Origin of the sequence: Stappia albiluteola, assembly GCF_014050225.1 — a bacterium.
GTDB lineage: Bacteria > Pseudomonadota > Alphaproteobacteria > Rhizobiales > Stappiaceae > Hongsoonwoonella > Hongsoonwoonella albiluteola.
In genome coordinates this window covers 1-25064 of the sequence record NZ_JACFXV010000056.1, presented here as the reverse complement: position 1 = coordinate 25064, position 25064 = coordinate 1, and the positions used below count along the sequence as shown (strand labels likewise).

41 protein-coding genes are annotated in these 25064 nt (G+C 65.4%); all 41 read right to left on the bottom strand.

Annotation, left to right across the window (positions count from 1 at the left end; translation table 11 throughout):
- Positions 1–1001 (bottom strand): phage tail length tape measure family protein (locus H2509_RS13585; protein ID WP_182166126.1); only part of this gene is annotated, 1001 nt, incomplete at its 3' end.
- Entirely contained in the window at positions 994–1215 is a 222-nt protein-coding gene (locus H2509_RS13580; RefSeq protein WP_182166128.1) for a hypothetical protein, read from the bottom strand. The genes H2509_RS13585 and H2509_RS13580, both read right to left, overlap by 8 nt.
- Positions 1216–1229: 14 nt before the next feature.
- Positions 1230–1733, bottom strand: coding sequence for a hypothetical protein (locus H2509_RS13575; RefSeq protein WP_182166130.1), 504 nt, complete (start codon positions 1731–1733; stop codon positions 1230–1232).
- Between the two features lie 54 nt (positions 1734–1787).
- Positions 1788–2390 carry a hypothetical protein gene (locus H2509_RS13570; protein WP_182166132.1) on the bottom strand — a complete coding sequence of 201 codons (603 nt, stop codon included), beginning with the start codon at positions 2388–2390 and terminating at the stop codon, positions 1788–1790.
- A complete protein-coding gene (locus H2509_RS13565) occupies positions 2390–2809 on the bottom strand; it encodes a DUF3168 domain-containing protein (protein WP_328805081.1) in 420 nt (139 codons plus the stop codon). The genes H2509_RS13570 and H2509_RS13565 overlap by 1 nt, the downstream gene beginning before the upstream one ends.
- 183 nt (positions 2810–2992) lie before the next feature.
- Entirely contained in the window at positions 2993–3532 is a 540-nt protein-coding gene (locus H2509_RS13560; RefSeq protein ID WP_182166139.1) for a phage morphogenesis protein, read from the bottom strand.
- A 300-nt stretch (positions 3533–3832) separates the two neighbouring features.
- Positions 3833–4087: a hypothetical protein gene (locus H2509_RS13555; RefSeq protein WP_182166138.1), complete on the bottom strand. Its 255-nt coding sequence runs from the start codon at positions 4085–4087 to the stop codon at positions 3833–3835.
- Positions 4087–4431 carry a hypothetical protein gene (locus H2509_RS13550; protein ID WP_182164916.1) on the bottom strand — a complete coding sequence of 115 codons (345 nt, stop codon included), beginning with the start codon at positions 4429–4431 and terminating at the stop codon, positions 4087–4089. Before H2509_RS13550 ends, H2509_RS13555 begins: the two co-directional genes overlap by 1 nt.
- Positions 4428–5099: a DUF2786 domain-containing protein gene (locus H2509_RS13545; RefSeq protein WP_182164914.1), complete on the bottom strand. Its 672-nt coding sequence runs from the start codon at positions 5097–5099 to the stop codon at positions 4428–4430. Before H2509_RS13545 ends, H2509_RS13550 begins: the two co-directional genes overlap by 4 nt.
- Entirely contained in the window at positions 5096–5662 is a 567-nt protein-coding gene (locus H2509_RS13540; protein ID WP_182164912.1) for a hypothetical protein, read from the bottom strand. The genes H2509_RS13545 and H2509_RS13540 overlap by 4 nt, the downstream gene beginning before the upstream one ends.
- Before the next feature lie 192 nt (positions 5663–5854).
- On the bottom strand, positions 5855–6277 hold the full coding sequence (locus tag H2509_RS13535) for a hypothetical protein (protein ID WP_182164910.1): 423 nt from the start codon (positions 6275–6277) through the stop codon (positions 5855–5857).
- A 9-nt stretch (positions 6278–6286) separates the two neighbouring features.
- Positions 6287–6550, bottom strand: a complete 264-nt coding sequence (locus H2509_RS13530; RefSeq protein ID WP_182164908.1) for a hypothetical protein — start codon at positions 6548–6550, stop codon at positions 6287–6289.
- Positions 6551–6623: 73 nt separating this feature from the next.
- Entirely contained in the window at positions 6624–7931 is a 1308-nt protein-coding gene (locus H2509_RS13525; RefSeq protein ID WP_182164906.1) for a phage major capsid protein, read from the bottom strand.
- A gap of 168 nt (positions 7932–8099) precedes the next feature.
- Complete coding sequence (locus H2509_RS13520; RefSeq protein WP_182164904.1) at positions 8100–8624, bottom strand: hypothetical protein; 525 nt, start codon at positions 8622–8624, stop codon at positions 8100–8102.
- 221 nt (positions 8625–8845) lie between these two features.
- Complete coding sequence (locus H2509_RS13515) at positions 8846–9568, bottom strand: HK97 family phage prohead protease (RefSeq protein WP_182164902.1); 723 nt, start codon at positions 9566–9568, stop codon at positions 8846–8848.
- Positions 9565–11655, bottom strand: coding sequence for a phage portal protein (locus H2509_RS13510; RefSeq protein ID WP_182164900.1), 2091 nt, complete (start codon positions 11653–11655; stop codon positions 9565–9567). The genes H2509_RS13515 and H2509_RS13510 overlap by 4 nt, the downstream gene beginning before the upstream one ends.
- Entirely contained in the window at positions 11652–13052 is a 1401-nt protein-coding gene (locus tag H2509_RS13505) for a phage terminase large subunit family protein (RefSeq protein ID WP_182164898.1), read from the bottom strand. Before H2509_RS13505 ends, H2509_RS13510 begins: the two co-directional genes overlap by 4 nt.
- Positions 13052–13636 (bottom strand): phage protein Gp27 family protein, encoded by a 585-nt coding sequence (locus H2509_RS13500; protein ID WP_182164896.1) that lies wholly within the window; start codon positions 13634–13636, stop codon positions 13052–13054. The genes H2509_RS13505 and H2509_RS13500 overlap by 1 nt, the downstream gene beginning before the upstream one ends.
- 4 nt (positions 13637–13640) lie before the next feature.
- A complete protein-coding gene (locus H2509_RS13495) occupies positions 13641–13943 on the bottom strand; it encodes a VpaChn25_0724 family phage protein (RefSeq protein WP_182164894.1) in 303 nt (100 codons plus the stop codon).
- Positions 13940–14269: a DUF2730 family protein gene (locus H2509_RS13490; protein ID WP_182164892.1), complete on the bottom strand. Its 330-nt coding sequence runs from the start codon at positions 14267–14269 to the stop codon at positions 13940–13942. The genes H2509_RS13495 and H2509_RS13490 overlap by 4 nt, the downstream gene beginning before the upstream one ends.
- Positions 14266–14469, bottom strand: coding sequence for a TraR/DksA C4-type zinc finger protein (locus H2509_RS13485; RefSeq protein ID WP_182164890.1), 204 nt, complete (start codon positions 14467–14469; stop codon positions 14266–14268). The genes H2509_RS13490 and H2509_RS13485 overlap by 4 nt, the downstream gene beginning before the upstream one ends.
- Positions 14466–14738, bottom strand: a complete 273-nt coding sequence (locus H2509_RS13480) for a hypothetical protein (RefSeq protein ID WP_182164888.1) — start codon at positions 14736–14738, stop codon at positions 14466–14468. The genes H2509_RS13485 and H2509_RS13480 overlap by 4 nt, the downstream gene beginning before the upstream one ends.
- Entirely contained in the window at positions 14738–15271 is a 534-nt protein-coding gene (locus H2509_RS13475) for a hypothetical protein (protein WP_182164886.1), read from the bottom strand. Before H2509_RS13475 ends, H2509_RS13480 begins: the two co-directional genes overlap by 1 nt.
- Positions 15268–16005 carry a glycoside hydrolase family 108 protein gene (locus tag H2509_RS13470; RefSeq protein WP_182164884.1) on the bottom strand — a complete coding sequence of 246 codons (738 nt, stop codon included), beginning with the start codon at positions 16003–16005 and terminating at the stop codon, positions 15268–15270. The genes H2509_RS13475 and H2509_RS13470 overlap by 4 nt, the downstream gene beginning before the upstream one ends.
- 142 nt (positions 16006–16147) lie before the next feature.
- The gene (locus tag H2509_RS13465) at positions 16148–16504 is read right to left on the bottom strand and encodes a helix-turn-helix domain containing protein (protein WP_182164882.1); all 357 of its coding nucleotides are present in this window, start codon (positions 16502–16504) and stop codon (positions 16148–16150) included.
- Positions 16497–16706: a hypothetical protein gene (locus H2509_RS13460; RefSeq protein ID WP_182164880.1), complete on the bottom strand. Its 210-nt coding sequence runs from the start codon at positions 16704–16706 to the stop codon at positions 16497–16499. Before H2509_RS13460 ends, H2509_RS13465 begins: the two co-directional genes overlap by 8 nt.
- A gap of 1 nt (position 16707) precedes the next feature.
- Entirely contained in the window at positions 16708–17277 is a 570-nt protein-coding gene (locus tag H2509_RS13455; protein WP_182164878.1) for a regulatory protein GemA, read from the bottom strand.
- Between the two features lie 28 nt (positions 17278–17305).
- On the bottom strand, positions 17306–17563 hold the full coding sequence (locus H2509_RS13450; protein ID WP_182164876.1) for a hypothetical protein: 258 nt from the start codon (positions 17561–17563) through the stop codon (positions 17306–17308).
- Positions 17560–17841 (bottom strand): hypothetical protein, encoded by a 282-nt coding sequence (locus H2509_RS13445; RefSeq protein WP_182164874.1) that lies wholly within the window; start codon positions 17839–17841, stop codon positions 17560–17562. Before H2509_RS13445 ends, H2509_RS13450 begins: the two co-directional genes overlap by 4 nt.
- The gene (locus H2509_RS13440; protein ID WP_182164872.1) at positions 17838–18092 is read right to left on the bottom strand and encodes a hypothetical protein; all 255 of its coding nucleotides are present in this window, start codon (positions 18090–18092) and stop codon (positions 17838–17840) included. The genes H2509_RS13445 and H2509_RS13440 overlap by 4 nt, the downstream gene beginning before the upstream one ends.
- 88 nt (positions 18093–18180) lie before the next feature.
- Positions 18181–18576 carry a hypothetical protein gene (locus tag H2509_RS13435; protein ID WP_182164870.1) on the bottom strand — a complete coding sequence of 132 codons (396 nt, stop codon included), beginning with the start codon at positions 18574–18576 and terminating at the stop codon, positions 18181–18183.
- Complete coding sequence (locus tag H2509_RS13430) at positions 18573–18863, bottom strand: hypothetical protein (RefSeq protein WP_182164868.1); 291 nt, start codon at positions 18861–18863, stop codon at positions 18573–18575. Before H2509_RS13430 ends, H2509_RS13435 begins: the two co-directional genes overlap by 4 nt.
- Positions 18860–19084: a hypothetical protein gene (locus tag H2509_RS13425; protein WP_182164866.1), complete on the bottom strand. Its 225-nt coding sequence runs from the start codon at positions 19082–19084 to the stop codon at positions 18860–18862. The genes H2509_RS13430 and H2509_RS13425 overlap by 4 nt, the downstream gene beginning before the upstream one ends.
- Positions 19085–19095: 11 nt before the next feature.
- Entirely contained in the window at positions 19096–19725 is a 630-nt protein-coding gene (locus tag H2509_RS13420) for a DUF3164 family protein (protein WP_182164918.1), read from the bottom strand.
- A 17-nt stretch (positions 19726–19742) separates the two neighbouring features.
- The gene (locus H2509_RS13415) at positions 19743–20147 is read right to left on the bottom strand and encodes a hypothetical protein (protein ID WP_182164864.1); all 405 of its coding nucleotides are present in this window, start codon (positions 20145–20147) and stop codon (positions 19743–19745) included.
- Positions 20144–20413 (bottom strand): hypothetical protein, encoded by a 270-nt coding sequence (locus H2509_RS13410; protein WP_182164862.1) that lies wholly within the window; start codon positions 20411–20413, stop codon positions 20144–20146. The genes H2509_RS13415 and H2509_RS13410 overlap by 4 nt, the downstream gene beginning before the upstream one ends.
- A complete protein-coding gene (locus H2509_RS13405; RefSeq protein WP_182164860.1) occupies positions 20403–20804 on the bottom strand; it encodes a transcriptional regulator in 402 nt (133 codons plus the stop codon). The genes H2509_RS13410 and H2509_RS13405 overlap by 11 nt, the downstream gene beginning before the upstream one ends.
- Positions 20801–21427 (bottom strand): hypothetical protein, encoded by a 627-nt coding sequence (locus H2509_RS13400; protein ID WP_182164858.1) that lies wholly within the window; start codon positions 21425–21427, stop codon positions 20801–20803. The genes H2509_RS13405 and H2509_RS13400 overlap by 4 nt, the downstream gene beginning before the upstream one ends.
- A complete protein-coding gene (locus tag H2509_RS13395; protein ID WP_182164856.1) occupies positions 21427–22170 on the bottom strand; it encodes an AAA family ATPase in 744 nt (247 codons plus the stop codon). Before H2509_RS13395 ends, H2509_RS13400 begins: the two co-directional genes overlap by 1 nt.
- A 76-nt stretch (positions 22171–22246) precedes the next feature.
- Positions 22247–24610: a DDE-type integrase/transposase/recombinase gene (locus H2509_RS13390; RefSeq protein ID WP_182164854.1), complete on the bottom strand. Its 2364-nt coding sequence runs from the start codon at positions 24608–24610 to the stop codon at positions 22247–22249.
- Between the two features lie 4 nt (positions 24611–24614).
- Positions 24615–25064 (bottom strand): hypothetical protein (locus tag H2509_RS13385; RefSeq protein WP_182166137.1); only part of this gene is annotated, 450 nt, incomplete at its 5' end.

The following is a 25064-nucleotide window of genomic DNA, read 5'->3' as shown; positions in this document are numbered from 1 at the left end:
GCGTCGATTTCCTGCTCCAGGCCACGGATGACACCTGTTGCGGCCGGGTTCGACCCGAGCGCCTCCTGCTGGGAGCCGAGACCGGCTATCGCTGCGGCCGCTGCCCTTGCTCGCTCGGCCACGCCGTTCAGGCTGATCTGGAAGCTGGCGAGCGATGGCAGACCGGTCTGCTCGATCAGCTCGAAGACGATCTGCTGCGCCCGCGCAAAATCCTCGCTTGCATCCTTGCCTTCGGCCGCTGCCTCGGTCGCCCTGTCGAAGGCCGATTGCAGCTCGGAAAGCACCTCCGTCTCAGCCCCGAAGTCCTGGAGCAGCAGCACTGTGTCGGCGAATTCAACCTGGAGGTCGCGCACCGCCTCGCGAAGCGGATCGATCTGATTGGCGCGCAGCACCTCGAAGCTCGTCTCGGCCGCCTGGATGAGGCCCAGGCGCTCCTGTTCCTTGATGAACTCCCTGAGCTGAGGGATGGTGCCGACGAGCGCCTCGTCCAGGGCGCGCACCGCCTCTTCCTGTTTCTTGATCCTTTTTTCCGCATCCTCGCCGCTGTCGAAAATCGTCGAGAACAGGGCGCTTGCCGCGGTCGCCGCCAGGCCGAAGCCCACCACAGCCAGATTGAGCGGATTGAGCAGGAACGTCGTCAGTCCCTGTCCGACCGCGCGCAGCGCTTGAAGAACGGTCGTTCCCTGGCGGAACGACTGCGCGATCTGCGAGCCCTGCTGCGCGATGACCGTGAACGGGCTTTGCCCGCTTGCCAGGCCCACGGCGATGTCCTGCAGCTGGAACTGCATGTTCGCCAGTTGCTGTGTGGTGAGTTGGACGGCGCCGCCGGCCCGGCCTGCGCCGGCCACAAGCGCCGTCCCGACAGCCTGGCTCCTGGCCGCCACCGTGTCGAGCGCCTGGCCGAGGCCTTCGGCCCTTGTCTGGGCCTGCCTGATCCCCTGATTGAAGCCCTTGTCGCTGGTCGAGAGGTCGAGCAGCGCCTCGCCGAGACGTTCAACCACTTTCGCCTCCGCCCATACCCGGCATCTTCACCGAAATCCCGATCATCGCCAGCATCTGGGGTGTCGCTTTCGCCGCCGCCTGCCGCTCGCCCCGCGCCATGCGTTCAAGCCGCTCGATCGACCGCCGCGTTTCCCGCTTTTCGATACGCCCGGACCCGAGCGCGACCGCGTTGATCGCCATAAGCTGTTCCTCGGCCGCGATCCTCGGCATCATGACCCGGTAAGCCCTTACGACCGCTGCCGGCGCATGGGCGAACCACCACTCGGGGTCTCCGCCGTAGAAGCGCTGGAGGCGGGGAAGTTCTTCGCCCCAGTCGACTGTCCAGCCCCGTCTTGCGCGCTTTCCGGCGCCGCCTCGTTCCTCGTCTTCTGGCCCGCCTTCGCGATCGCTCCCGCCAACCCCAGCCTCCGGCGCAGCAGGAGCCCGGTAAAAACCTCGACGATCGCCAGCATGTGCGCCTCCGACAGCCGCGAAAGCACCTTGGAAGGCAGCTCCACCACCACCTTGCGCACCACGTCGCGGATGAGCTCGGCGAGCTCCTCGCCCTGATTGCCGGCCTTCGTCAGCCGGTCGATCTCCTGCCCCTTCAACGCGAAGAAATGGCTCTCGATCAGGCTCAGCTCGTCGGGAGAGCGGATCTCGTAAAGATTGCCGTCGATGCGGATCCTTGGCCGCTCGATCAATGTCGAAAGGTCCAGGATCGGTTCGGACCTGGTCGGCTCGCTGCCCATGCGCGCGCTCCTGATGCGGTGTGAAGTTTTCAGAGTGATCGGTCGGATGCGGGCCTACGGCAGCGCGGCCGCGTTGCCGAAGATCAGCCGCCCGAAACGATCGTCCTCGCTTGCCGCGTTAGGGTCGACCAGAGCGGAGAATTCGAGTGCCAGGCCGGCAGGCTCACCCTTGCGGTACTGCACCTCCGGGGAGCCGGACATGTAGCAGTACGGAACCTCGTATTGCCCGGCCAGGCCGTCGCCATAGGGCGACACGCCGCGCACCAGGAGGGCCATGGTCGTGACCTGGTCGCCCTGGTAAAGCTTCAGCGCCTTGAACCCCTGGGTGCCGACGCCAGGCGCGGTCGTGGCGACCGCGTTGCTGTTCACCGCCAGGCGGTATTGCTCCAGCGTCACGTCCCACAGCGTCGCGGCGATCGTCAGATCCTCTTCGGTACGAAAGGCCTTCACCGCGCCGGTGGCGCCGAGCGGCCGCACCGCGTTGACGCTCTGGCTGTGGTTGATGGTGACACCCTCCGGATCGTAGGAGAGGTCGCCGGAGGTGCCGATCTGCACCCAACCGCCGGCGGGAACGGCGTCGAGCGCCGGGAAGGCCTCGCCGAGCGGCGCGTAGTAGAGCGTGAAGGGCGCCGCGATGATTTCGAACGGTGCGGGCATCAGGATACCTCCTTGAGGGCGGAAAAGACCTGGTAGGACTGGTAGGCGACGGGCCAGTTGCCGTCGCGGTCGCGCCCGGCGGAATACCCGCCGGCCGGCTCGACCCAGTGGATGAGCACGCCGGAAACGACGACGCGGCGGAGCCTGGAGAGGACGTCACGGCCGGCGCGGGCAAGCTCGTTCGCCTGGTTTGGCGTCTCGCCGTAGAAGAAGAGATCGAGCCTTTGCGTATCGTGCTCGACGAAGCTTCCGGCCGCGATCGACGCCCCGCCGGCCGGCTGGATCATCGTCGCCGCACGCGGCATGGACGCCGTCTCGGCGGGCGGCAGCTCGCCGGCGAAGACGCGCCCTTGCGAAGCGGCATTGAAAGCCGCGTCGGCCAGCAGGGCATTCATGATCGCACCGACGAGATCCGCCACGCACCAGCTCCTGAACCAAGCCCCGGCCGGACGCATCCAGGCTGGGGCGATATGGAGCGAGGCTAGCCGCGCGCGCGCGTCCGAACTATCCGCGCGGCCGCGCGGGTAAGCCGGTTGTCATGTCGATACGGGGAGGCGGGCGTAGCATCGCGGCAGCCGGCGGCGCCGTCAAGAGCCGGGCCTTCAGCTGCCCTGGCCCGACCGTTCGAAGGCCTTTTTGATGCGGCGGGCGAGCTTCGGATATTCCTTGTCGGCAGCCGGCCGCAGGTATGGCCTTGCCGGGATCTTCACCTCGGTCTTCAGGATCCAGTGAACATCGCCGCTGTTCCGGTCGACGAGAAGCGGCTGGCCTTTCAGGGATTGCGCATAGGCGAGTTCGCCCATGCGCCTTGGGCTGCCCGCCCGCTCGGCCTCGGCCGACACCGGGATCGCCAGGAACTTCGCCTGGACGGGTCTGATTGTGCCGCCGAGCTCGTGGATCCTCGCATAGGCCACGTCGCGCGCGCCCCAGGTGCCGCGCACCCCGTCCGTCACCGGCTCGGCGAAGCGCACGATGTCGATCGCACCTTCCAGCACGCCGGTCCGGTTCTGCCAGTCGTGATTACGCTTCGCCTCGGCGGCGGCCGCCGCCATCGTCTGGTTGACGCCGGTCTGCTGCGCGGCTCGCATCTTCGCGGTGACCGCCTTGCCGAACCACTTCAGGGATTTCGTCTTGCCCGGCATCAAATCCCCATTGCTCGTTCGATCGCTGCGCGTTTGCAGAGCCGCCAGGCCGTTCGCATGAGGCGATCAAGTCGCAAGGCTTTCTTTCGTTGATCCGACCCGGCGGGAAACGTCCAATATGCGTTGTCGCCGAAGTGCCGCCGGTACCGCCGATGAAGAGCCGAATATCTTCGCCTCATGTATCTGGGCAACGCCAGCCAGTGCGGCCCACAAATCCATTCTTCATCGGCTCTGAACGCCCGCTCGCATTTGTGTTGGCCTCGTGTTCTCCGGCAACAGGGAACAATGCAGCGCAGGCGTTCAGACATCGCTTGGAACCGGCCCCACACTGACCATCATGGGTGGCGGAACCGTGCCCAGGATACGTACATGCACGGAAGCGCCGGCGTTGAGGGCGGCGAGTTCTGCCGGCGTCGGCTGCCAGGCTGTAACCATTGCCGGCGTTCCATCCCCATTGACGTTGCAGCTCACCGCCTCGTCGCGAATGGGCAAGCCGAGATATCCCTGGCTCTTGCCGACGATGCGAGTTGCGCCTTCGATCATGCAGATCTGCATCAGCGGATCCTCTTCAACGCCGCTTCAAGATGGGTGTGCTTGCGCTGGACCGGGCCTTCGATGCGCAGCCGGCCCGCAATGATGACGTTGCCGCGCGCATCGGTGACGGCCGAGATCTCGTCCTTCTCGTCGACATCGGCGGCGAGCGGGAACATTGCCCGCATGTCCTCGACCATCGCCGTCTTGTCGCCGTCGACGATCTCCTGGGAAAGCCTCGACCAGACGAAACACTTGACGACGGCAAGCGGCTGGAATTCGGGAGCGACCGGATTGTTCCAGGCATCGCTGCCCGCGGCCACGTTGCGTTCCACCATCGCTCGCATGGTCAGGCGGCCGGCGATCATGTGAGCGCCAGCGGCTGGTCGATCCCGCTCCCGATACCCGAATTCAGCTCGACCGAACTTCCCGCATGCCGACCGCGTAGAAAGTCGCTTTCGACGCCGCCTCCTTTAGGTTGAGCGATACGGCTCTTGACCGGGACCAGGTTCGGGTGCCGCTCAGCCAGGTAAAGGGCGACCAGGGCATCCGGTTGCGGCTCCGGCAACAGGGCGGAGATCTTCACGTAGACGGCCGCAGTCCAGGCTTCGCAATATATGTCCGCGCGAAGCCGCTTGCGCCCGGGCTTGCAGCGCTTCAGATGCGAACGGATATAGCCAGCTCGTGCGCCCTTCAGTCGGCGAAACAGCACTGCGAATGCGTATGCAGCGATTTCCGGTACCGCGCCGCGGCCGACAAAGGTGCGATCGCCATCCGCGTTTAAGAAGCACTCGACGGCAAGCGCGCGGCAAACGGCGTTTGACAGGATAGTCTCCCAGCGAGGCGGCCGCTGGGAACGATTGCCGCGAGCGCTGGCTTCCTCGACTTCGGACATGGCCAGTTTCGCTTCCGTGACGCCGTGAGCTTCCATCAGCTCACGCGCCTTGGAGAGTGCTATTGCCGCCTCGTTCTCATTGGCGCTTTGAGCCAATGCGAGACACTTGCGAATTTTGGCCAGGATCGCCTTGTCGGTCATGCCATCACCATGCGCTCTCGGCCGAGGCTCGCCAGAAGCTTCTCGCGCTCCTCGGTAACGTCGGCACTACCGAGTGTGAATGAATAGTCGCCGGCCCGTTCGCTTCTCAGCCCGCCGCGATAGGAGAGATCCAGCTGCATGAGCTTGATCGTCACCTCCTCGCGCGCGGCCTGGTCCCCAAGCGGGGTATAAGTGGCACGAACCAGCGGCGCCCAGTAGTCGCGGCCGTTCGGCCCGCCGTTCAGCCGCTGCAGTGTCCTCCCGCCATGCAGGACGCGGTAGTCCCCGGCGGCGAGCTCCACCTCGTTGCCCGCGAGGCCGGAATTGGCTGGATCGAGTTCGACGATCGTCGCCGGCTGCGCGCTGTCCATCGCCCTTGGCAGGCGCAACACCCTTCTGAAGCGGGAATTGGGATCGACCGGATCTCCGAGCTCGATCGTGATCGGTCCGGCCGGGCCGAAGCGGGCCTCGATCTCCGCCGTGATCGCATCGATCATTGCGGCAAGCTCTGCGTCGGAAAGGTCGGATCCGGTTCGTTCCTTCACCCGGTCGATCAGAGGCATGTCCGCTCACCCCGCAGGTCTTTGGTTGAGGTGCCGGTCTCTCCCGGCTGTCACGTCCCCCGTCAGACGTTGCAGCCGGGGACCGCGGCCCGGCGCCGCCTACTCGCAACTCCCGACCAGTCACGCCGGCACCCCATCTCCGGCAAGTGTGACCGCGCTGCCCTCGGTTGCTTTCGCCCTGGTATTCCTCGATCAGCCGGTCGGCGGCTTCATCAGCTCGCGTGCCTGGGTTACCCAGCTCTGCCAGTCGGCACGCGGCGACAGGCCCTTGACCACGGGCGGCGACGCAGGATCGACCGCCGCGAGGGCGGAGAAGCTGTCGATGCCGGCGGCTTTCAGCGCGGCTTGCGCCGCCGCGCCAATGCCCTTGATCACCGAAAGATCTTCTCCTTTCTCGCCCTTGTCTTCCTGGCCGCGTCGTTCCTTGTCCTCGGCCGGGGCGGATTGCTTCTTCCCGCCCTTCGCCAGGCTGCCGTCGACAAGGCCGAAACGCTCCACGGCCGAGGCCGGGATCTCGTCGCCAGGCGCGGCATAAAGGAAAGCGGCGCGTAGATCGCCTTCGCCGACGAGCTTCGATTTGTCCTTGGTCAGATAAAGACGTTCTTTCGCCTGCATGGCGCCCTCCTACTCGGACCTTGCCCAAAGGACGTGGAGAAAATCGCCCGTGGTGTCGGTGGTGGTGTTTTCGATGACGCCGGCCTTGCCAGCGGTGATCGAGAATTCTGCGGTGCGATCCACCCGGGTCGGCGGCGTGCCCTCGGTGATGTGTTCAACGGAAAGCAGGGTGTCGCCAGGCGAGAGCGCGCCGGGCACCTCATGCTCGCCCACCGGCCCGCCGGGGATCAGGGCACAGCCCACGGGCCTCGAAAATCCGGAAATCGTTGGCATGGTGATCTCCTGTTGCGGCCGAATGCCCGCCCGGTACTCTCGACTTCCGGGCGGGCGCTCCGCGGGTTGTGGCTTAGAGGCCGGTGACCGAGCAGAAGGCGGCCGGGCGGAACACCACGAAGGCCGCCCGCATGTCGCCGCGCACCGTGCGCTTGCCCTCGTTGAACTGGGTGCCGACATAGCCGATCTGGATGTCGACGCCCTTGCGCTCGAACAAGCTGATCCAGGCAGGCTGGAAGGAGCCGACATAGCCGGTGCCCTTTGCGTCCGCATCCTGCTGCACCACCGGCAGGCCCCAGAGGCGCTCAGGCCCGGCCTCCGAGGGCGAGCCCCAGATATAGACGCCGTCGACGGTGCGCAGCAGGCGCACGCCCTGCCAGTCTTCCGGATGCATGACGTGATGGGTCGGGATCGCCCGGCCGGTGACGCGGACCTTCGTCATTGCCTTGTAGAAGGCGTCCGGCACCGGATCCGCGCCCTTGGCCTGGGTCTGGATGCCGACGACGTTCTTCAGGCCGCGCAGGTTGGCGCCGGCGCCGTCGCCGACCAGCACCTGGCCGTCCAGTCGCTGGCGGATGCCGAAGGTCAGCCGCGAGTTGATGTAGCCCTGCATCAGGGGCACGTCTTCCAGCTGCTCGTCGGTCACCGGAATGCTGTCGGTGATCTTGACCACCGGCGACGTCTTTTCCGTGAATACGAAGGTGCTTTCCGCATAGGCCGCGCCCTCGGCCTTCTCGGCCGCGGCGTGGGCGCGGGTGGTTTCCTCCATGTACTTGATCGCCGCCTGACCCGTGGTCGACATCGGGATGATGTCGATGAGCTGCAGCGGGCGCGTGGCGCCTTCGACGAACCCGGGAAGGCGGATGCTTTCGGGCGCGAAGCCTGCGCCGGTCTCCAGAAGCGCCTTGGAGCCGAGGGTCTCGAATACGGCGCCCTTGGCCAGCATGTCGGACGGCAGCAAGTCCTCGTAGGAGAAGTTGATGCCGTTGGGCGTGCCGTGCTTCACCCACTCGGCATAGGCCTTCTCGGCCGCCACGAGCTCGCCCAGGCTCTTGACCCGGCTCCTGGCCTGTTCGTCCTTTGCACCCGGAATGGGGAGGCGGCCGCGCACCTTCTCGCGATCAGCAAGCGCGCTCGCCGCCTTTTCGGCCGTTTCGAGCTTTTCGGCCTGCGAGGCGAGATCGTTCAGCTCGTCATCCATCGCCTTGACCTTCTCGGCCACGGCGATCGAGCCCTTCACGTCCTTGCCGAGGCAAGTGACCTTGTTGAAGTCGTAGCTCTTCTGGCCGCTGTCGGTCGTGACCTCGGCCTCCTCGAACACCTTGTGCAATTCGGTCTGCTTTGCCGCGAGCTTTTCGCGGACTTCTTTCAGGGTGGTCATTCGACCCCTCCATTGTCGGTGGAACGTCCGCCGACGCGCCCGCGCGCGGCCTCTCGTGCTGCAAATCCGCCCCGCGGCCGGCGCGGGGCATTGCATGAGGTCGAGACTAGGAGAAAGGAGGAGGGTCGGACTATCCGCGCGGCCGCGCGGGTGAAGGCTCAGGAGCTATCAGTTCGACTTTCGGCGATTGCCGGGATGGATATCGGGCAGCGCTCGCAACGCTTTTATGGCAGCTTCATCAATTGATCCGCAAGCCTGAAGCAATCGGCGTTCAATCTGGTCTTTTCTGCGCGAATAGCTCACGTCACGCCAACCAGACTTGTAACAGCGCTGCAACGTCCACTGAGGGACGCCTGGCTCTTCGATCAAGCGCCACTCGGCACCGAGCAGGCAAACCACACCGCCGTACTCGTCGCTTCTTTTTCCGGCGGGACGGCCGACATGGCCGGGATGCAGATCCGGCAGAGCGTGAAGGCCTGAGACACTTTCGGCGGTCGCGCCGGTCAGGCGCTCCACCAAATGGGCGAGGCCATCGCGGCGATGAGACCCGGCGACGGTGCGCCATGGTCTGGACACATCTCCGTTGTTCCGTTGCACCGCCCATCTGACGCCAAGATTGACCAATCGCCACTCGTTGTTGATTTCAGCGACTACGCCGTGGTATTCACGCTTGGTCGGAACGTTGGCGCTCATATTTTCTCCCGACGTCTCGGCCCTTGCAAAAGCACCCGGAAGCAAGCCTGCGAAAACCGGGGGCAACAAAACGATAATACCCCCGTAATTTCGAATTTAGAGCTCCATTTAAGGCGCTGAGCAGGCGTCTTGTCGAAAAATGGCGAATGCCCCGTAACAGCCTCGTTTCGCCTCTCAGCGGCCTTCTCTGTCGATTTCCTCCTCGCGCTTCAAACACGCCCTCACAGGCCAAGGCGGCGCCGGGCCGAGGCGGTGAGATGCTTCACCGCCAGCTGCTCGGCAGGATCGGTTTCGGGAGCGCCTGAAGCGATGAGCTCCTCGAGCTTGCCTTTCAGGTTGGCGAGCTGGTCGATCCTCGCTTTGGAAAGACCCCGGCCGTCCGCCTCCCTGAGAGCCTTCAGGCCGCCGGCGCGCCCGACGATGTCGTCGATCTCCGCCAGCACGCTCTCGATCTGGACGGCGAAGGATCCGCGCGACTTAAGGCCAAGCGTTGCGGTATCGATGCCGGCGCCGCGTACCACGGGCGAAACCTCGTGAACGTCGAGACGCTTCAGCACGCGGACGCGCTCGCCGTCGCGGCTTTCGTATTGAGCGTCGATCACCCCGAAGCCGTAGGACCATTCCTGCACGGCCTGGCCGTTCTCCAGGTCGAATTTCAGCGTCGAGTGCCATTCCCTACCGGCATCCGAGCCGAGGTTCAGATGGATCTCGGCGAGCGCCGCGTTGTTTTCCTCATAAACCCGAGCCTTGCCGAGCGGCATGGCGCGCCGATCGTGCGCCGGCAGGATCGGCACCCACTGGATCCCGCCTTCCTTCCACGAGAAGGCGCCGGGCAGATAGGTGTCGCCGTCATGATCGATCGCCGACAGCGTGGCGATACGGGCGAGGCCACGGCCTTCCCCGTCCATCTTTTCGACCGTAAGGCCCTTGGTCTCGATCTTCATGTGTCCTGCTCCTCTTCGTCCTGGTCCCCGAAATAGGGGGCAAAGGACAGGGTTCCGTTCGGATGTTCGTCCTGCGCCATCTGCGCAGCCTGGGCCGCCGTGACGATCGATCCGTTGCGGGCGATGTGACTTGGCAGGGACCGGCCCGGCCCCAGGCGGCCGTCAAAGACGATGAAGCGCTCGACGCCGGCGGCCCTGGCGCGCTCGATCGTCGAAATGTTCTGCGCATATTTGGTTTCGGTGCGGGCGATCGTGCGGGCGCGCGTGTCGGCATTCGACCAGGGACCGCTGCCGACGTGATCGGCAATGCGAGCGGCTAGCTGCGTCGCGCCTTCGCCCTGCGCCCGCCCTTCCGCGAGCGCATCGAAGAGCGCCTGGCGCGTCTGGGCCGACAGATCGACCAGGCCGGCGCGGCGGCCGCCGAAGCCGACGATCGAACGGGCAACCGGATCCGGCAGGCTGCCGCCTATCCCCGCGAGCTCCGCCGCCTCCGCCACCTGGCGCGCCACTTCCAGGTAATACGCCTCGTAGAGGCCGCGGAACGTGGTTTGATGCACACCGATGCCGAGCGCCTCCAGGATCCTCGCGATCAGCAGCTCGTCGGCCTTGGTCCCGTCCGCCCCGCGTGACTTCGACGCGCGTGACTTTGGCGCCAGGTCCTCTTCCTCAAGAAATGGCAGCGCTGCCGACGAAGCCTCCCTCGCGAATTGCTCGAAGAATGCCTTCAACCGGCCTTCGAAGGTTACCGCGAGCGGCCCTTCCTGGCGTGCCAGGATGCTCAGATAAGCCCGGCCGACCCGTTGCGCCGCCGGCGAAGCCAGGGCTTTTTGTCTGATCCGCTTCGGTTCGTCTTCAACGGTGCGCGGCGGGGCGCCGGCCGGCACCTCCACCGAAGAGAACGGCCGCAGATAGATGCGGTGGCTATCGTCGACTTCCAGGCCAGCGGCCGCGCGCGCCTCCGCCACCATGGCCCAGCCGCCTTGCACCCGCTTGTTCCAGCGCTCCGTTTCCTTGTCCTCGTCATCCTGAAGGGCAAGCACTTCCGATGTGTCCCACCACATCGTCAGGCCGCGCGTCTCGCCGAAATCCGGCAGCAGCGAGCGTTCGATCTCGTCGGAGAACATTCGTGCCAGCGGCAGGACGCCGTTGTGCCAGGCGATCTTGCGCATCTCCGTCATGGTCGCCCCGACCTTGGTCGATTGCAGGCCGGCGCCGAAGCCCACGATAGCGGGAGGAATGCCAAGGCAGGCGCAGACCCGTTCTTCCGCCACGTCGCGCGCCTCCGACATGTTCATTTGCTGAGGGTTGAAGCCGTAGGGCGTGACGTCGGTTGGCGCTCCCATGACCAGCGGCCCGCCGCGCCGGTCGCCGCCAAACGCTTCCTGGAACCACGACTTGGTTGCCTCGACATCCTCGACCGCCACCGCGCCGCCGCTCTTCGGCGAGATCACCACGCCTGGCACGCCCATGTTGCGCAGGAGCGAAGCCACGAAATTCGAGCTCTCCAGGTCCATGAAGATCTCGCGGATCGCGCCGTCGAGCGGCGACAGGCCTTTGCGCGGATTGCGCGGATTGAGGCCATGGCGGAAATGCACGACCTCCTCGGCCTCAAGCCGCATCGGTTGCAGGCCCCCGCCGGGCGTATATCGGTAGTGCGAAATGAACTTCTCGCCGTCATCCGAACCGAAGGGCTCCATCGTCCAATGCGGCACATACCAGAGCTCGCCGGGCCGCCCGGCACCGTTGCGAAGCTTGATCCAGTAGGCGTTGCCGTCCAGGCAGAAGGAAAAGACCGTCGCCATCCACAGCGCGATGTCGCCGTAATAAGCGTTTGGCCTGCGGATCAGTTGCAGGGCGCCGTGCTCGGAGATCTCCGTCACCTGGCGGCCGCGGCGGCTTGTCACCGTCAGCCGCGCCTCCGGCAGCGCGCGGCCGATCCACTGGACCGGCGCAGTCACCACGGACGTGTCCAGTCCGTCGCCGACTGCCTTGCGATAATCGTAGCGCGTGCCTTTCAGGAGCCCCTGCCACAGGCTCGGCCTGGGCGGATGGCGCAGCGATTGAAGAGCCTTTGAAAACCAGTTCATGCCGGGATCCAATCCTTGTCGATCGGGCTTTCCTGCGCCTGGCCGATCTGGCCGAAAAGCGGGCGCCATTGTCCGCCGGCCGCGCCGCCGGCGGCCTCTATGGCGAGCCCCAGTGCCCAGAAATGGTCAGCATGGCCGTCCGGCGTGCGCTCGGCCGTAAAGCGGATGTTGCCGGCCGAGGTGACCTGCTTGGTCACGGACCTCAGGTCTGCGCGGATCGGCGGCGAATAGGGAATGCGCAACCGCCTGTCTTCCATGTGCCCGCGCACCGGATAGGCGAGCGCTTCCTTGACCTTCGCGGTGAAGGTCACGGCCTCGACCTTGTAGGGACCGAATTTCTTCTGTGCGTCATCGGACCAGCCGATGCCAAGGCCGGTCGCATCGATGTCGGTGCGAACGCAACGCTCGATCCAGGGCCAGAGCACCTTCTCCTGCTCAGCCTTGCTCATGTTCTTGAGCGCCTCGACATGGCGCGTATAGAGCACGTCGCCAAGGCGCTCCAGCACCCAAATGACCGTCAGGTCATGCTTGCGGCCGATATCGATGCCGGCGAAGAGCTCGCCGCCCTCGATCTTGCGCCAGTCGGCATCGGCGGCGTATTCGCAGGCCGCGATCAGGTCATATTCCAGGAAGGCCGCATCGTCGTCGGCCGGCTGGCACATGTACTCCTGAAGGAAACTTTCCTCGTCGGCCGCGCCGCTCTTCACCCAGTCGAAATAGGCGGCTTCGTCCATCTCCTGGCGTTCGTCGTCTTCCGGCAGCGACTGCTGGAGCTTCCACAGGAAGCCGTCGTTCAGTGCGTCCTCGAGCGTCACCCTGTGCAGGCTGATCTTCTTTGGATTTCCGCCGTCCCGGTATTCCTTGACCAGGCTGTTGAAGAAGTTGTGCGAGCCGCGATGCGTCGAAATCACCTCCATCGAACCGCCCCAGGTGATGCCGGGATAGGCGATCGACCACAGCTTTCGCGGATCGGGATGCAGCGCGAATTCGTCGAGCACCCGGCCGCCGCGCTTGCCGGCCTGGGCATCCGGATTGGAGCTCATCGAATGGATGCGCCGGCCGTTGGCAAATCGCAGCACATAGGCGCTTGTCTTGCCGTCCGGGTCGACGGCCTGTTCGCCGAGATCGCGCGCGGCGAGTTCCAGATTGCCCGCCCAAAGCTTGCAGTCCTCGAGGAATAGACGCGCCTGGATGTCGTCGCGCGAGGAAACCCATTGATCGTGCCGTGCGGCGGCGAGCGCGGTGCGGGAAACCGTGGCATAGGCCGTCGACCAGGAAAGGCCGATCTGGCGACCTTTCTCCATCAGCTTCAGCCGGGAATTGTCCTGCACCCAGCGTGCCTGATAGGGCAGGAAGATCGCACCGCGATTGGCGGGGATGATGCGCGCGCGCCCCATCAGGCCCCCCCCATCAGGCGTCGGTTGATCTCCGCCATGGTCTCCTGCGAGACGCCCGCCTTCCTGGCGACTTCGGCCACATCCTCGGCCGCCTTCTTCATCCGCTCGTCGAATTCGGCTTGCAGCAATCGCCGCAGCTCGGCCGAGTGCCGCTGCGCGGTGATGGCGGCGCGGTTGGCGCTCGCCAGCGCGTTGATCTCCTTGGCCGACAGATCGCCCCTGGAAAGCAGCTCGTCGGCCGCCATCTTGATGCGTTCGGAAATCGCGACGGTCATCTTGTCGGCGCCGTCAGGCCCCATCGCTTCGGCGAGCGCAGTGGACAGCCGCAAGCGCTCGTCGTATTCGCGCCACTGCCGAGCCTTGCGGACCGAATAGCGGCTGAAGGCTCCCTTGGAGATCGAGCCTATGCCGAGATCCGCCAGCCGGGCGTTGAACTCCGCCAGGATGGCGACCTGCGGCCGCTTGCCGTCCCGCAGTTCCTGGTTGACCCAGGCAAGGTCGGCGTCCGCCTCTTCAGGCAGCATTTCCATGGTCGACAACCGTCCGCGACCTTCACGCCGTCCGCCGGCCTCGGGAGCGACCATTGACCTATCTCCCGTCCTCGGGCCATGCCACGCCGTCCAGCGGCGCGCGCCGTTCCAGGTGATCCCGTCCGGCCTGGGCGAGGCCAGCGATCAGCTTGCCGCCATCCTCTTCCAGGTTGACCGCGCCGATTTCCTCCAGCTTGCGCAGCTGCGTTCTCACCCATTCGATGGAGCGCGACACCAGATAGACGTCGAGCGCCTTCTGGATCAGATCCTCGCGCAGGTGACCGTTGAACTCGCGGGCGATGGCCTCGAGGATCACCAGGCGACCATGCCGCTCCAGGTAGTCGCGATATCCCTCTTTCAACGTTCTTTCCCTCCGTCGAGCAGGAAGATCTCGATCCGGTTCACGACCCGGGTAACGCCAAGGTGGCTTTCCTCAAGCCTCCCGAGCGCACCCCGAACCTGTTCCAGCGCTATGCGCAGCTCATGCACATCGTCTTTTGGCGGCAGGTGGCCCACATCGCTTTCCAGCGTCTGGATGCGGCGGTCGTGCTCGATGAGCTTGCGCTCGTGCTTGCCGATGGTGTGCTCGTTCGCCTTCGATCGCGCAGTCAGCCAGGTGTAGAAGATGCTGATGATTGCAAGGAGTGAAGCGATGGCCGCCGACCAGTTGCGGATGTCCTCGATCATTTGCCCTCGCTCGCACAGTCGATGCAGGTGACGGCCGATGGCAGCGCCTGGCGCCGGCGTTCGTCGATCGGGTCGCCGCATCGCCGGCATGTGGTGGCGCCGGGCCGGTCGAGGGAAGCGCGGATCCGGCCGATCGCCGCATCGCGCTCCTGTTCGACGCGCAGCTCCGCCAGTTCCTTGTCGAACTCGCTCGCCTTCATCCCTCCACCTCGAAATAGCGGTGCCGGGGCGTGGAGACCTGCCAGATCGCCTCGCGGCCGACGATCACTTCGTCGCGCCCGGTAACCTCGAATTCGCCTGGCGTATCCGCGCGCCTGGTGTAGAGCCGCTGCCCGTAGACGACCTTTTCTTCCTGCAGGCGCTGGTTGAGCTCGGCGAGCGATCGGCAGGAGCATTCGAACATGAAAAACTTCCGCCGGCCGTCAGGATGAAAGTCGTTCAGGTCGATGCGATAGACGGCCTGTGTCATCACTTGCCCTTCATCGCCTTGATGGCCTCGACGCCCTGGGCTCCGAGGTTCTTCAGCGTGTGGCCGCCCATGTAGAGCGCGACGAACCAGGACGTCAGCGTCATCATCACGCCCATGTCCATGCGCGAGCCGATATCGGTGCCCGCGATCGCATCGGTAACCGGCACGATGAGTAGGCGAACCGTCCACATGAGGCCGAGCAGATACATCCAGCCCCAGCGCCAGCCGCTCTGCCAGATGCCCTGTCGCTGTTCGGCCTGCAGCAGGGCGAACTGGCCGTCGAGGCCGCGGGACCACAAGGCTATCAGTTCCGGCATTCGGCCCTCGACGGTCTCGACCGCCTCTTCCAGGTCCGCGCCGTTGACGGACGGAAGTTCTTCGGGTTCGACGCCAAGGACGCCGGCGATCTCGCTCACCACCGTTTCCGCCAGGCGTCCGCCCGCCTCTCCGAAGCGCTCGCCCAGGACGCGGCCGACAAGCTCGGCTCCGACCTTGGAGGCGACCCCGGCCAATATGCCGACGATCATGCTCATATCGCTCTCTCCGCTTGCGTGGCGTAGGCCCGAGCCCTGAGCCGGTTGACATGCGCGCGCCAGAGCAGCCAGGCGGCGAGCGCGATCAAGGCGACGGTGACACCCGCGACCGCGATCGCGGCGAGCGCGTCCATGTCGACCGGGGCGGCTACCGGAGCGGCCGGCGCACTTGCCGCCGCGCCGGATCCGGCCGCCCCCTGCTGCCGCGAAGTCCCCTTTGCCTTGCTGCCTTTGTCCTCAAGCGCAACGATCACCTCGGCAACGTCGGATTTCTCGGCCAGTGCCCACCTGGTCCACAGCGCCTCGCCTTCGGCGACGCGCCGCGTCCAGCCCTTGCCGAAGGTCGCCCAGTGCTTGAACGTCCGGTAGATGGAAAGCCGCCTGGCGCAGAGCTTGCGGACCGTTTCGTGGTCGGGACCGCCGATGACGGCCATCAGGCTCTTGCGCGCGGCGGCCGGACCGGAATTCACCGCATAGTCGAACACCGCCCCGTCGACGCCGGAGGCAAGCGTGTCGCACCCGGTACGCTCCCAGTAGTCGTCGTGATAGATCCGATTGACGAGATCGCCCCGGATGTCCTTGAGGTCGGCCTTGGTGGCGCCCGCCTTGTGAAGGCGCAGGGTCGCAAGCGTGATGCCCTTGTTCGTGGCGCCGCCCGGGTCTTTCGGATGGTCCACGTAGCCGCCCTCGAAGCTCAGCGTGAACGCCAGCGATCTTGGGAAGTTCTTCTTCATCCGAAGCCCCGCCATTAAGCCGCGCGCCGGCCCATGACGAAGTGCGGGGCCGGCGCTGATCCTGGATCAAATCTGGCAGGTTTCGCGGGAAGGGTTCATCCACGCGGGCGCGCGGGTGGAGCGACCTTGGAGGCGGGAGAAATCAGAAGAGATCGAGCTGAAGCGCGTCGTTCAGCTGCCAGCGGCGCACGGTCGCCACGTCGGATCGAACGGTCCTCGCGATGGCGTTCAGGCTCTCGCCGCGCGCGAACATGACCTGGGCAATCCATTTTTTGCCGAGCGGCACCTTGATGTAGCCGTGCCCCATCACGGCTGCAAGCATGGCGATTTTTTCGGCGCCGAGCAAGCCTGCTGCCATCGACCGGGAAGATGTACCGGCGCGTGGCAGGTGGATCTGCGAGCCTCCGAGCTCAAGCAGCAGCCTGATCGTGTCGTCGACGCCGAGCGCATCCACATAAGGCGCGATGTTTGCCGGGATCTGAGGCTGTACGTCAGGCATCTTCCATCCGTCCGGTTCGCGTCGTCAATTTCAGTTCCTGGGCCGTCAGATCCTTGAGGCGGACCGTCAGCTCAATGCGCCGGTGGCTCATTCTCGGCAGCTCGGCGATGCGCCGCCTCAGTTCCGCCCGCTCCGCCCTCAATCGTTCCAGCTCCGCATCCTCGCGCCATGTCAGAAGCGGCAAGGGAGCGGAGCCGGCCATGTCAATCGCCCTTTGCCGCCCTGATACAGCGCCCGAAGCTCTGCATTGCCGCCAGCAAGGTTTCGTCCGTGGCCGCCGAAATCTCGCTGCCGATCGGAACGCCGAGGATCCGGCACTGCGCCTCGATGACGGCGAGTTTCTCGGCGCGGCCGTCCTGGAATTTCGGCCACGTCACATCGGCCTCCCGGGCGATCCAGGCCTTGAGGGCTTCCACAGCCTTCCGCGCGTCCTGTGCGTTGCTGAGGAAGCGCACGTGATCAATGCCGGTCTGCCGCCTGACGAAAGCGATCAGCGCCTTGTCGTCGCGATTGCGGACGAGGCCGAGGTTCCAGGCGGAGATCCAGAGTGCCTGGAGTTTCTTCGCGAACCGCCCTTCAAGCGGCGTTCGACGACGGCTTGAAGACCGCTCGAAGCCGAGCCGGCCGAGCTCCTGGATGACTTCGTCATGCTGTTTCGGGCTCATCGCCCGCAGCGACCGGATACCGGTCACCCGCTCGTAGAGATCGCGGGCGTCGTCGCCATCGATGCCGAGCTGCTTCAGGCCGACATGGATCTTGGCATAGGCGCTCATGACGGCGCCCTCCCGAAGAGATCAGAACTCATCGCCCCCCCGCGGGTGCAGGGCCGGCCGAGACGATCACATATTTTAATGTGATGACATCCATCCGGCGCCGGTGATAAAAGCTCGGCCGCTGGCCAATGCCGATCGTCGACAGGTCGACACGGTGATCGCCGTCGGCCCAAAGCCAGCCTTGGTGAGGGCCGCAACCGAGGATGCGGCCCGTCTCCGTATCGATCTCCCACCACAGGAAGTCCTGGCCGCGATCCTCGAACTCGATGCGCTGCACGCCGCTCATGTCAGGCTCCACCTTCCGTCGATCAGGTCATCCAGCCACTGCGGCTCGGGGTGCTCCGCGAAACCGCCGATTTCGGCCTGGATGTCGCGCACGAGGTTGAGCTGGCGCTCGCAAAGGTCGGCCATCATCTCGTCGCAGGTGCCGGGGACCGGGATGATTTCGTTGGCCCAGTCGCGCTCCAGCTCGCAGGCGCATTCCACGTCCGAGCGCAGCGTGTGCCGAAGCTCCGCCAGGGCGCGCTCCAGAAGTGCCCTGTGCTTTTCCGTTGCGCCGGTCATTGCGGCAGCCCACGCACCTGACCTTCGGCCCAGGCGAAAAACGCTTCGTCAAGGGCCTGCTCGGCGCGCTCGTATTCATCACGGGCATCCGCATAGATGGCGTCCATTCTTTGGAAAACCTGCTGTGCGGCGTCCCGAGCCGATTTGGCTTCCGTCATTGCCATGCGAGCTTCCAGGGCGGCGGCGTTTGCCTTGTGAACTTCATCAAGGCGCAGGCTTCGTGGAGATAAATTGCTGTCGGTCTGTTTCATGGTTCGATCCGTCTATTCATGATTGTCAGCAATTCTGGACGGGGCCTGGCTGAGCCAGGCCCGGCCCTCGTCGTTCGCCGCCCTGGAATTACTTGCCCCATCCCCCGGCGGTCTTGGTTTCGGCTTTCGGCTCGCTCCAGCCTTCGGCAATTTTCGGTTCCCGGTGGTCTTCAGGATTGAAGTTGCGCGGCCGCCAGTCCTGTTTCACGTATGTGCTCGCACGGGCCGTGCCGGGCATGCCGTAGTGCACTGCGCAGAATTGCTGCAGCCCGGGGCGGGAGCAGTCGATTGCGCTGCTCGCGGGGATTGCCGATCCAAGCAGGATCAACACCGCGAAAACGAATGAAACTGCGGAAACGAGTTTGTGCATGCTGGTTCCTTTCAGTCTTGGGAGGAAGCGGCGCTGACCGCCGTCTTGTTGTCGTTGAGGGGAGGAAGGAAACGGAGCAAGAACCTGGCGGAAGGCGATCTTGATCGCGCTCATGACCCAGCTCCGATGTGTCGGTCGGCGGCCTGAACCCAGTTGCGCACTGCGCCTCTCAGGCCCATGGTGCTGGTCGCACGGATCCCGCCGATCGTGACGGCCACACCGTCCCATCTGTCGCTGATCTTGGCGTCGAAGCACGATTTCAGGCGCCGTGCGAGGTTGTTCATCTCGTTGCGATCGCGGACATGCCAGGCGGCAGGATCGTCCTTGCGGTCCCCGGCCTTTCGCATGGCGTCGTCGAGCATTTTCGCCACCTGGTCGCGGAGGGTTTTGAGATCGCTCACGGCGTCGATCCCTTCTCGAATTCAATGCGATCGGCGAGCATGCGAAGGAATTCCGAGAGTTTCTCGTTCGAAGCCTCGGCAAGATCTTGAATGAAGCGATCGGTTGGATCATCGCCGTGGAAATCCTGAACTTCATTCAGCACTTCCGCGAAAAGTTCCGGATCACGAGCTAGTTTGTTGCCGACCTCAGAACCAGACACTGCGCTATAGAGAAATGCCATCGTCGCCCCCCTCACGCTCGTGCCAGGTCGATCGTGACGGGCTGCCATTGGCCGTCCGGTGTGTCGCGCTCGTAGCAGCGCACGTAGGTCTTCGATCCGACCACGCGCATCGCCGCCCGGATCGCCTCCATCGCCTTCAGCCACCGCTCGTCCGCGATATCGAGCCTGAGCAGCATGAAGATCTCGGACCGGTTGATCTGGCCGGCCTTGTCGGTGTTGAACGCGCGGGTGACGATGGCGCGGATCTCCGGCCGGCTGTCGGCCGCCCATTCGTTCAGGCACTCGTCGATCAGCCCCTTGGCGACCTGCAGCTGCGGCCCGAAGTCGATGTAGTCGGCGACCTGCACCTGCACCTTCATCAGCCCGTCGAAGCTCATGAAGGTCTTGTTGCCCTTCGCGCCGCCCTTGGCCGCGCCGTATTCCTGCGCCAGCAGCGCCTCGAAGGCCGACAGATCGTCGAATGTGTGCTGCTTGAAGCGGGAGATCTGCGCCGAGAGATCGCGGGCGTAGGCCATGATCTTGCGCACCGTCTCGTCCTCAAGCTTGTGTTCGGGCTTGATGGCTTCGACGGGCACGAGATTGCCCTTGGCGTCGCGCAGGTAGGACTTGCCACCCACTTCGACGATTTCGTCATCCCACATCGTGGTGTGTGTCTCGCTCACCTGGCTTCTCCTGATTTGCGTTGATCGAGGGCGGAACGGCCCGGTCCCGGGTCGCCGAGCATTCCTGAGTTCCGCTGGCCGGCTTCCGCCGCCAGGATGAGGTCCAGGTGCGGGCTGACGCGGTATTTCCGGAACACGACGCGGGGCCGTACCGTTTCCTGGTGGCGCCGTGGCGATGCGGTCACCGGCGCGGGCGAAGGCGTGGCCGGCGGCGAAGCGGGCGATGGCGGGGCGGGTGAAGGCGGCAGGTCTTCGGTCGCTTCGAGTACCAGCGCCTTGTCGATCGTCCGCGATACGTCGTGGATCTTCCGGCCAAGCCTCTCGGCTATCCACCAGTCCTTCTCTCCGAGCGTCCGGAAGCCGACCGCTCGCGCTATGTCGTCATAGCTCCAGGGCCTCATGCCGAACTCCCGTTGCCAGGACCGGTTGCCAGTCTTGGCCGAGGCACCACAGGAAGCCGGGCAACCCGCCCTGACGCGAGGTCGGCTTCCGTGATCCTGGCCGGTCCGCTGACCTGTGCCGTCTCAAGGGCGCGCGCGCAGCGGACCATGTCGGCAAGCGCGAACTTCGCCAGCTCCGTGAGCGCCGGCGACAGGAACAGCGAACCGTCGCGGCTCACGTGCTCGTCGATGAACTGTCGGAGCGTCCGGATATCTTCACTCAGCATCGCCGCCTCCCTTGATCAGGGAATGCGGGCAACCCGTCCGGCATGCCTGATGCATCCGCACGCGATGGGCGTTCGTCGTGGCGAAGGGCTTGCGCTGCCACGAAAGGCAGACGTTGCGCGCCATCTCGCCCATGACCGGGCATGTCACCGTTTCGGACATCAGCGCGCCGCGCGAGGCCTGCTCGAAGCGGGCGATGTCGCCATTGTGGTAGCTGTTGGAGAGCACCTGGCTGACGGCCGAGGCTGAGTAGCCGACCTTGCGCGCGACGGCCGCCTGGCTCTCGCGATTGCAGGCCTCCGCCAGCACGATGATCCATTCTGGGATCGTCGCGCCCCAAGCCAACCGGGCCTTGGCGACGTTGTCGGGCCGGTTGCCGGAAGCGGCGCTCATGACGACACCTCCTCGGTCTCGACAGGACCGACCAGCTCATGCCGGTTCTGGTCGAACACCACCTTGGTCCGCAGGATCATCGGCGGCAGAGGTCCGGTGTTCATGTCCGGTGCCAGCCGCCAGATGCCGGGTGCGCCGGGCTTGCCCTTGACCAGCGGGATGAGGTAGCCGGCCTTGGACAAGGCCTTGATGTAGGCCTGCGCTGAAGCGAGGCTGATCGCGGTTTCGTCGGTCGACCCCCACAGCGCGATATCCTGCGCGGTGAACCCCTGCCGATGCGCGCCGGAGCGCATCGCGTTCCACATGCATTTCTGCTTGCCGGCGCTCTCGATCACCGTTCCGTCCCGGCGCACCCGCGGCGTGGCGGTCTGGCGCACCGTGGCCCGGTAGACGGCTTCCGGTCGCGGCCCCCGCTCGCCCACCTTCTCGACGAGGCCGGCCTTTTCCAGCCGGCCGAAGAAATCGTCCACGTCCCGGCGCCGTGCATTCGACATGCGCAAGATGTCGCCGCGCGTGAATGTCTCGCCCGCCAGCTCGTGCGCCTGGATGACGCTCCAGAAATGATCGATGCCGCGCTTGGGAGAAGTGCCTTTGGCCAGGCTCAGCTTCAGGACGATCCCCATCACGCAGCCTCCCGGCGCGACGGCAGGTGACCGCGCGAGAAGTAGCCCCGGCCGGCCCGATACTCGTCGAGGCCAATCCGGGAGACGCCGAGGACGTTCGCCTCGATCGCGATCGCGTGCAGCGTGTTGCCGATGCGGCGGACCCGGCCCTCTGCCTCCGAGCGCGCCTTGTCGAGCAGATCGTCGGCAATCGCGATCTGCGGATAGAGCGTGCGCGCAAGCACCCGGGTATCGTTCAGATCGCACGGCTGCGCATAGCCCATCGTCAGCACAAGGTCGCGGAACCGGTCGACGCCCTCCAGCTTCTTGGGAAACAGTTCCTCGCCGATCAGCAGCACCGGCACGTTGCTCTTCTTGGCGATCATCCGAACCAGCTCGATCATCTTGCGATCGACCAGCTTGTCCGCCTCGTCGATGATGAGCGGCCGCCTCGGATCGCGCGCCAGGATGGCGATGATCTCGTCTTCCAGGTCCGCCAGGGTGCCGCTCGCCGCCGGCCGGCCGAGCTCTGCCAGGATGGAGGTCAGAAGCTTCTTCTTCGTCCAGGTGTCGGACACCTCGACATAGGCCGCATCGGTCTTGTTCTGCACGAACAGCGCCGCCACGCTCTTGCCGTAGCCCGAGAAGCCGGCGAACACGCCGAGGTTCGGCTGCAGCGGGTGACGGTCCTGCAGCGACCGGACCAGCGTCATGCAGGCGCTGACGTTCCTGATCGGCGCCGTATCTCCGCTATTGACATCCATGTTAAGCCCCATCAATCTGCCCTTTCAGTGATGTGAGTGAATTGCCTTGGCCCCGTTCCCGCGGGGCCTTTTCCTTTTAGTGGGCGATCCGCACGGCGTGCTCGAGCCCCCACACCTCCATGATGTCGACATTGGTCCGGTACTGCGGCGTGCGCTGGTAATGCCCCAGCCAGCGCAGCTCCTCGGTTGAGATCTCGGCCTGACGTCCGCTGGCGATCGCCATCTCCAGCTGGATTGCCCGGTAGAAGCGCTGGCCGGCCTCGTTGAGTGGTTGGTTCTGCCGGATCGGCACCACGTTCTTGAACGCCTCCGCCCGCTCCAGCATCTCCTCGACCTCGGCCAGGTCCTCGGCCGTCACCCTGGCGTTGCCGGCCTCCCATTCCCGCAGCAGCTCCTCGTGGATCGACCGGGTCCTGTCGTCGATCGGCGCGGGCGATGCCGGCTTCAGCGGCAGCACCGACGCTTCCTTCGCCGCCTCGATCGCCGGCGTGACGTGCTCTTCCTCGCGCTTCGGCAGCGCGACGACATTCGCCTTGGCGGCCTCTTTCTCGTCCGCCTTCTTGCGATAGAGCCTGAGCGTGCGCTCGATGCCCGATGGCCCCTTGCCGAGCTCGCGAAGCTCGGCCTTCGCCTCCCTCTCGCGCTCGGCCAGCATCTCGCGCGCCATCGCCTTTTGCGCCTTCACGAACTCGGTGCGGTCGATGTCGCGCAATTCCGGGCACACGGCCGCATCCAGGAAGCTGCCGTCCTCGGCCGAGAAGGCGTAGACCTTGCCCATGTCGATCGGATCGAGCCGCACGATCACGTCCGTGCCCGGCAGGATCAGCGGCGAGCTGTAGTAGACGTGGTCGATCTTCAGGCCCTGCGCCGTCATGCGGCGGCGGCCGTCCTTGCCGGCGAGCGGCATCAGCAGCACGTCCAGTGCGCGCTCGTCGACGCGTGCGACAGGCGTTGTCGAGCGTTGCGCCGCCTGGTTGGGCGAAAGGCCCTTCAACTCGCCTTTCAGGCCGCCATGCGGGCGTTCGTGGTAGTAGACCTCCAGCCACTCGTCGATGATGGCTTGCAGCTCGGCGGCGGTGAGTTCCACCCCGAACAGCTCCGCGTCATCCGCGCCAAGGCGTTCCGAAAACGCCTTCTTGCCTTCGATCGCCTTGCGCTCCGCCACGTCGTGGCCGACATAGCCCGGCAGCTGCGGTGCGAAATTGTGCTGGAATGTGCCGATGACGCGCTCGACATGCCCCTTCTCGGTCGGGCTGTAGGCCCGCGACACGTCCTGTTCGATATGAAGATCGGAAAACAGGCGCTGCGTGGCCTGCGCCTTGAAGTCCGAGCCGTTGTCCGTCTTGATCGTCTTCGGCACGCCCCACTGGATCACCGCCTTGCGGATCAGCAGGCCGACAGCCGAGGCGCGTGGCGTCTTCGACAGGGTGATGACCAGTCGGCGGGTGGCGAGATCGATGCAGGCATACATCGAATGGCGGCCGTCCGTGCAAAGTGCATCGACCGGCGAGGCGTCGATCTGCCAGAGCTGGTTTGGCTCCTTGACCCACCGATAGGCGCCGGTACCGCGCATCGCCATGGTCGAGCGGTATTTGTCCGGGTTCGTGTTCTTCAGGATCACGACCCGTTCTTCCTGCCTCAGCTTCCTGATGAAATGCTGGAACGTCCGCACCGGCGGCAGCGGTTTCAGCTCGCCATGCCGGTCGGCGATCTGGCCGCCGAACTCGTCTTCGCAATAGTCCCGCAACGTCCCGGCCGAGAGAGCCGGGTTCTTGAAGATCCACGCCAGCACGAAGGCGCGCAGCCGACCGCCCTCGGCGGTTTCCAGCAGCCCGGTATCCTTCTTCGCCTTCGAGCGGTCGCAGGCCAGCGCCGCGCTGCCCTGGAACTTCACCTTCTCGCGCCAGCGCATCAGCGTGCGCGCTGAAACCCGCCTGACGACGCCTTGCGCCCAATCTGGCAAGGGGATGCGGCCGGAATTGTAGAGATCCGCGAAATAGGCATCCGAGGCGAGCGCGCCGAGATCGAGCATCGCCCGGAACCTGTCCGCCAGCCGGACGATGCACATCCTGGCGTCGCGGTTCAGCCGTTCGCGTTCGGTAAGGTTCCCGGCGGCGGCAAGGGTCGGCTGCGCTTGTGCCTTGCCGCTGCCAGGCCCGTCTCCGCCCGTCATCGTCAGCGCCGGCCCGACGCGCCGCGACAGGTAGCAAAGCCTGACATCCAGCGGCAGCAGGTCCAGGTGGTAGCGCGTGATCGTCCCGCCGCGCCCCGTCTCGCATCTCACCTGGGCGTGGTAGCGGTGCCAGCCCTCTCGGTCGGCCAGGTCGTTGACGCCACGCTTCGTTGCAGGCAGCCCCGGCAATTCTCCGGCCTTCGCCGCCTCGGCGATCTCCTGTGCCGTGAACCACATTTGAACCTGGATTGGAGCCTGCGCGTTCATCGGCCTAGATCGCTCCCCACTTGGCCTTTTCGGCCGCCTTGAACCGTTGGATTTTCGCTTCCGCTTCCTCGGCCAGGTGCACGTTGATGAGCGCCTGGTACTTGGTGTCGATCACCACCTTGCCGAAGCGCTCCGCCACGAAGCCGAGCAGGTCCGTGCACCCCGTCACGTCGATCAGCGCGATGAAGCGCTCCAGCGTGATCCTGTGCGCCTCCGCCCCTTCCGAGGCATAGTTCGCCAGCATGTTCTCGCTCACCTGGTAGCCGAGCTCGGCGCTCATCGCCGCCGCGATCTCCGCCCGCGACATCGGCGAGGACTTGAGTGCCAGCGCCACCGCCTGGCTGATTTGCGAGGAAAGGCGCGAGCCGCGGATCGCGCCGGCTTCGAAGCCGGCCGCCACCTTGGGGGGCTCCCAGGAAAGAAGATCGCCGGTCAGGTTGTCTCCCCGCGCCTT

What these genes read in the sequence shown, in the direction of transcription:
- H2509_RS13580 (WP_182166128.1), bottom strand. Translation starts at nt 1,215, where the DNA reads ATGATGCCGAGGATCGCGGCCGAGGAACAGCTTATGGCGATCAACGCG.
- H2509_RS13575 (WP_182166130.1), bottom strand. Translation starts at nt 1,733, where the DNA reads ATGGGCAGCGAGCCGACCAGGTCCGAACCGATCCTGGACCTTTCGACA.
- H2509_RS13570 (WP_182166132.1), bottom strand. Translation starts at nt 2,390, where the DNA reads ATGCCCGCACCGTTCGAAATCATCGCGGCGCCCTTCACGCTCTACTAC.
- H2509_RS13560 (WP_182166139.1), bottom strand. Translation starts at nt 3,532, where the DNA reads ATGCCGGGCAAGACGAAATCCCTGAAGTGGTTCGGCAAGGCGGTCACC.
- H2509_RS13555 (WP_182166138.1), bottom strand. Translation starts at nt 4,087, where the DNA reads ATGCAGATCTGCATGATCGAAGGCGCAACTCGCATCGTCGGCAAGAGC.
- H2509_RS13550 (WP_182164916.1), bottom strand. Translation starts at nt 4,431, where the DNA reads ATGATCGCCGGCCGCCTGACCATGCGAGCGATGGTGGAACGCAACGTG.
- H2509_RS13545 (WP_182164914.1), bottom strand. Translation starts at nt 5,099, where the DNA reads ATGACCGACAAGGCGATCCTGGCCAAAATTCGCAAGTGTCTCGCATTG.
- H2509_RS13540 (WP_182164912.1), bottom strand. Translation starts at nt 5,662, where the DNA reads ATGCCTCTGATCGACCGGGTGAAGGAACGAACCGGATCCGACCTTTCC.
- H2509_RS13535 (WP_182164910.1), bottom strand. Translation starts at nt 6,277, where the DNA reads ATGCAGGCGAAAGAACGTCTTTATCTGACCAAGGACAAATCGAAGCTC.
- H2509_RS13530 (WP_182164908.1), bottom strand. Translation starts at nt 6,550, where the DNA reads ATGCCAACGATTTCCGGATTTTCGAGGCCCGTGGGCTGTGCCCTGATC.
- H2509_RS13525 (WP_182164906.1), bottom strand. Translation starts at nt 7,931, where the DNA reads ATGACCACCCTGAAAGAAGTCCGCGAAAAGCTCGCGGCAAAGCAGACC.
- H2509_RS13520 (WP_182164904.1), bottom strand. Translation starts at nt 8,624, where the DNA reads ATGAGCGCCAACGTTCCGACCAAGCGTGAATACCACGGCGTAGTCGCT.
- H2509_RS13515 (WP_182164902.1), bottom strand. Translation starts at nt 9,568, where the DNA reads ATGAAGATCGAGACCAAGGGCCTTACGGTCGAAAAGATGGACGGGGAA.
- H2509_RS13510 (WP_182164900.1), bottom strand. Translation starts at nt 11,655, where the DNA reads ATGAACTGGTTTTCAAAGGCTCTTCAATCGCTGCGCCATCCGCCCAGG.
- H2509_RS13505 (WP_182164898.1), bottom strand. Translation starts at nt 13,052, where the DNA reads ATGGGGCGCGCGCGCATCATCCCCGCCAATCGCGGTGCGATCTTCCTG.
- H2509_RS13500 (WP_182164896.1), bottom strand. Translation starts at nt 13,636, where the DNA reads ATGGTCGCTCCCGAGGCCGGCGGACGGCGTGAAGGTCGCGGACGGTTG.
- H2509_RS13490 (WP_182164892.1), bottom strand. Translation starts at nt 14,269, where the DNA reads ATGATCGAGGACATCCGCAACTGGTCGGCGGCCATCGCTTCACTCCTT.
- H2509_RS13485 (WP_182164890.1), bottom strand. Translation starts at nt 14,469, where the DNA reads ATGAAGGCGAGCGAGTTCGACAAGGAACTGGCGGAGCTGCGCGTCGAA.
- H2509_RS13480 (WP_182164888.1), bottom strand. Translation starts at nt 14,738, where the DNA reads ATGACACAGGCCGTCTATCGCATCGACCTGAACGACTTTCATCCTGAC.
- H2509_RS13475 (WP_182164886.1), bottom strand. Translation starts at nt 15,271, where the DNA reads ATGAGCATGATCGTCGGCATATTGGCCGGGGTCGCCTCCAAGGTCGGA.
- H2509_RS13470 (WP_182164884.1), bottom strand. Translation starts at nt 16,005, where the DNA reads ATGAAGAAGAACTTCCCAAGATCGCTGGCGTTCACGCTGAGCTTCGAG.
- H2509_RS13465 (WP_182164882.1), bottom strand. Translation starts at nt 16,504, where the DNA reads ATGCCTGACGTACAGCCTCAGATCCCGGCAAACATCGCGCCTTATGTG.
- H2509_RS13460 (WP_182164880.1), bottom strand. Translation starts at nt 16,706, where the DNA reads ATGGCCGGCTCCGCTCCCTTGCCGCTTCTGACATGGCGCGAGGATGCG.
- H2509_RS13455 (WP_182164878.1), bottom strand. Translation starts at nt 17,277, where the DNA reads ATGAGCGCCTATGCCAAGATCCATGTCGGCCTGAAGCAGCTCGGCATC.
- H2509_RS13450 (WP_182164876.1), bottom strand. Translation starts at nt 17,563, where the DNA reads ATGAGCGGCGTGCAGCGCATCGAGTTCGAGGATCGCGGCCAGGACTTC.
- H2509_RS13445 (WP_182164874.1), bottom strand. Translation starts at nt 17,841, where the DNA reads ATGACCGGCGCAACGGAAAAGCACAGGGCACTTCTGGAGCGCGCCCTG.
- H2509_RS13440 (WP_182164872.1), bottom strand. Translation starts at nt 18,092, where the DNA reads ATGAAACAGACCGACAGCAATTTATCTCCACGAAGCCTGCGCCTTGAT.
- H2509_RS13435 (WP_182164870.1), bottom strand. Translation starts at nt 18,576, where the DNA reads ATGAGCGCGATCAAGATCGCCTTCCGCCAGGTTCTTGCTCCGTTTCCT.
- H2509_RS13425 (WP_182164866.1), bottom strand. Translation starts at nt 19,084, where the DNA reads ATGGCATTTCTCTATAGCGCAGTGTCTGGTTCTGAGGTCGGCAACAAA.
- H2509_RS13420 (WP_182164918.1), bottom strand. Translation starts at nt 19,725, where the DNA reads ATGTGGGATGACGAAATCGTCGAAGTGGGTGGCAAGTCCTACCTGCGC.
- H2509_RS13415 (WP_182164864.1), bottom strand. Translation starts at nt 20,147, where the DNA reads ATGAGGCCCTGGAGCTATGACGACATAGCGCGAGCGGTCGGCTTCCGG.
- H2509_RS13410 (WP_182164862.1), bottom strand. Translation starts at nt 20,413, where the DNA reads ATGCTGAGTGAAGATATCCGGACGCTCCGACAGTTCATCGACGAGCAC.
- H2509_RS13405 (WP_182164860.1), bottom strand. Translation starts at nt 20,804, where the DNA reads ATGAGCGCCGCTTCCGGCAACCGGCCCGACAACGTCGCCAAGGCCCGG.
- H2509_RS13400 (WP_182164858.1), bottom strand. Translation starts at nt 21,427, where the DNA reads ATGGGGATCGTCCTGAAGCTGAGCCTGGCCAAAGGCACTTCTCCCAAG.
- H2509_RS13395 (WP_182164856.1), bottom strand. Translation starts at nt 22,170, where the DNA reads ATGGATGTCAATAGCGGAGATACGGCGCCGATCAGGAACGTCAGCGCC.
- H2509_RS13390 (WP_182164854.1), bottom strand. Translation starts at nt 24,610, where the DNA reads ATGAACGCGCAGGCTCCAATCCAGGTTCAAATGTGGTTCACGGCACAG.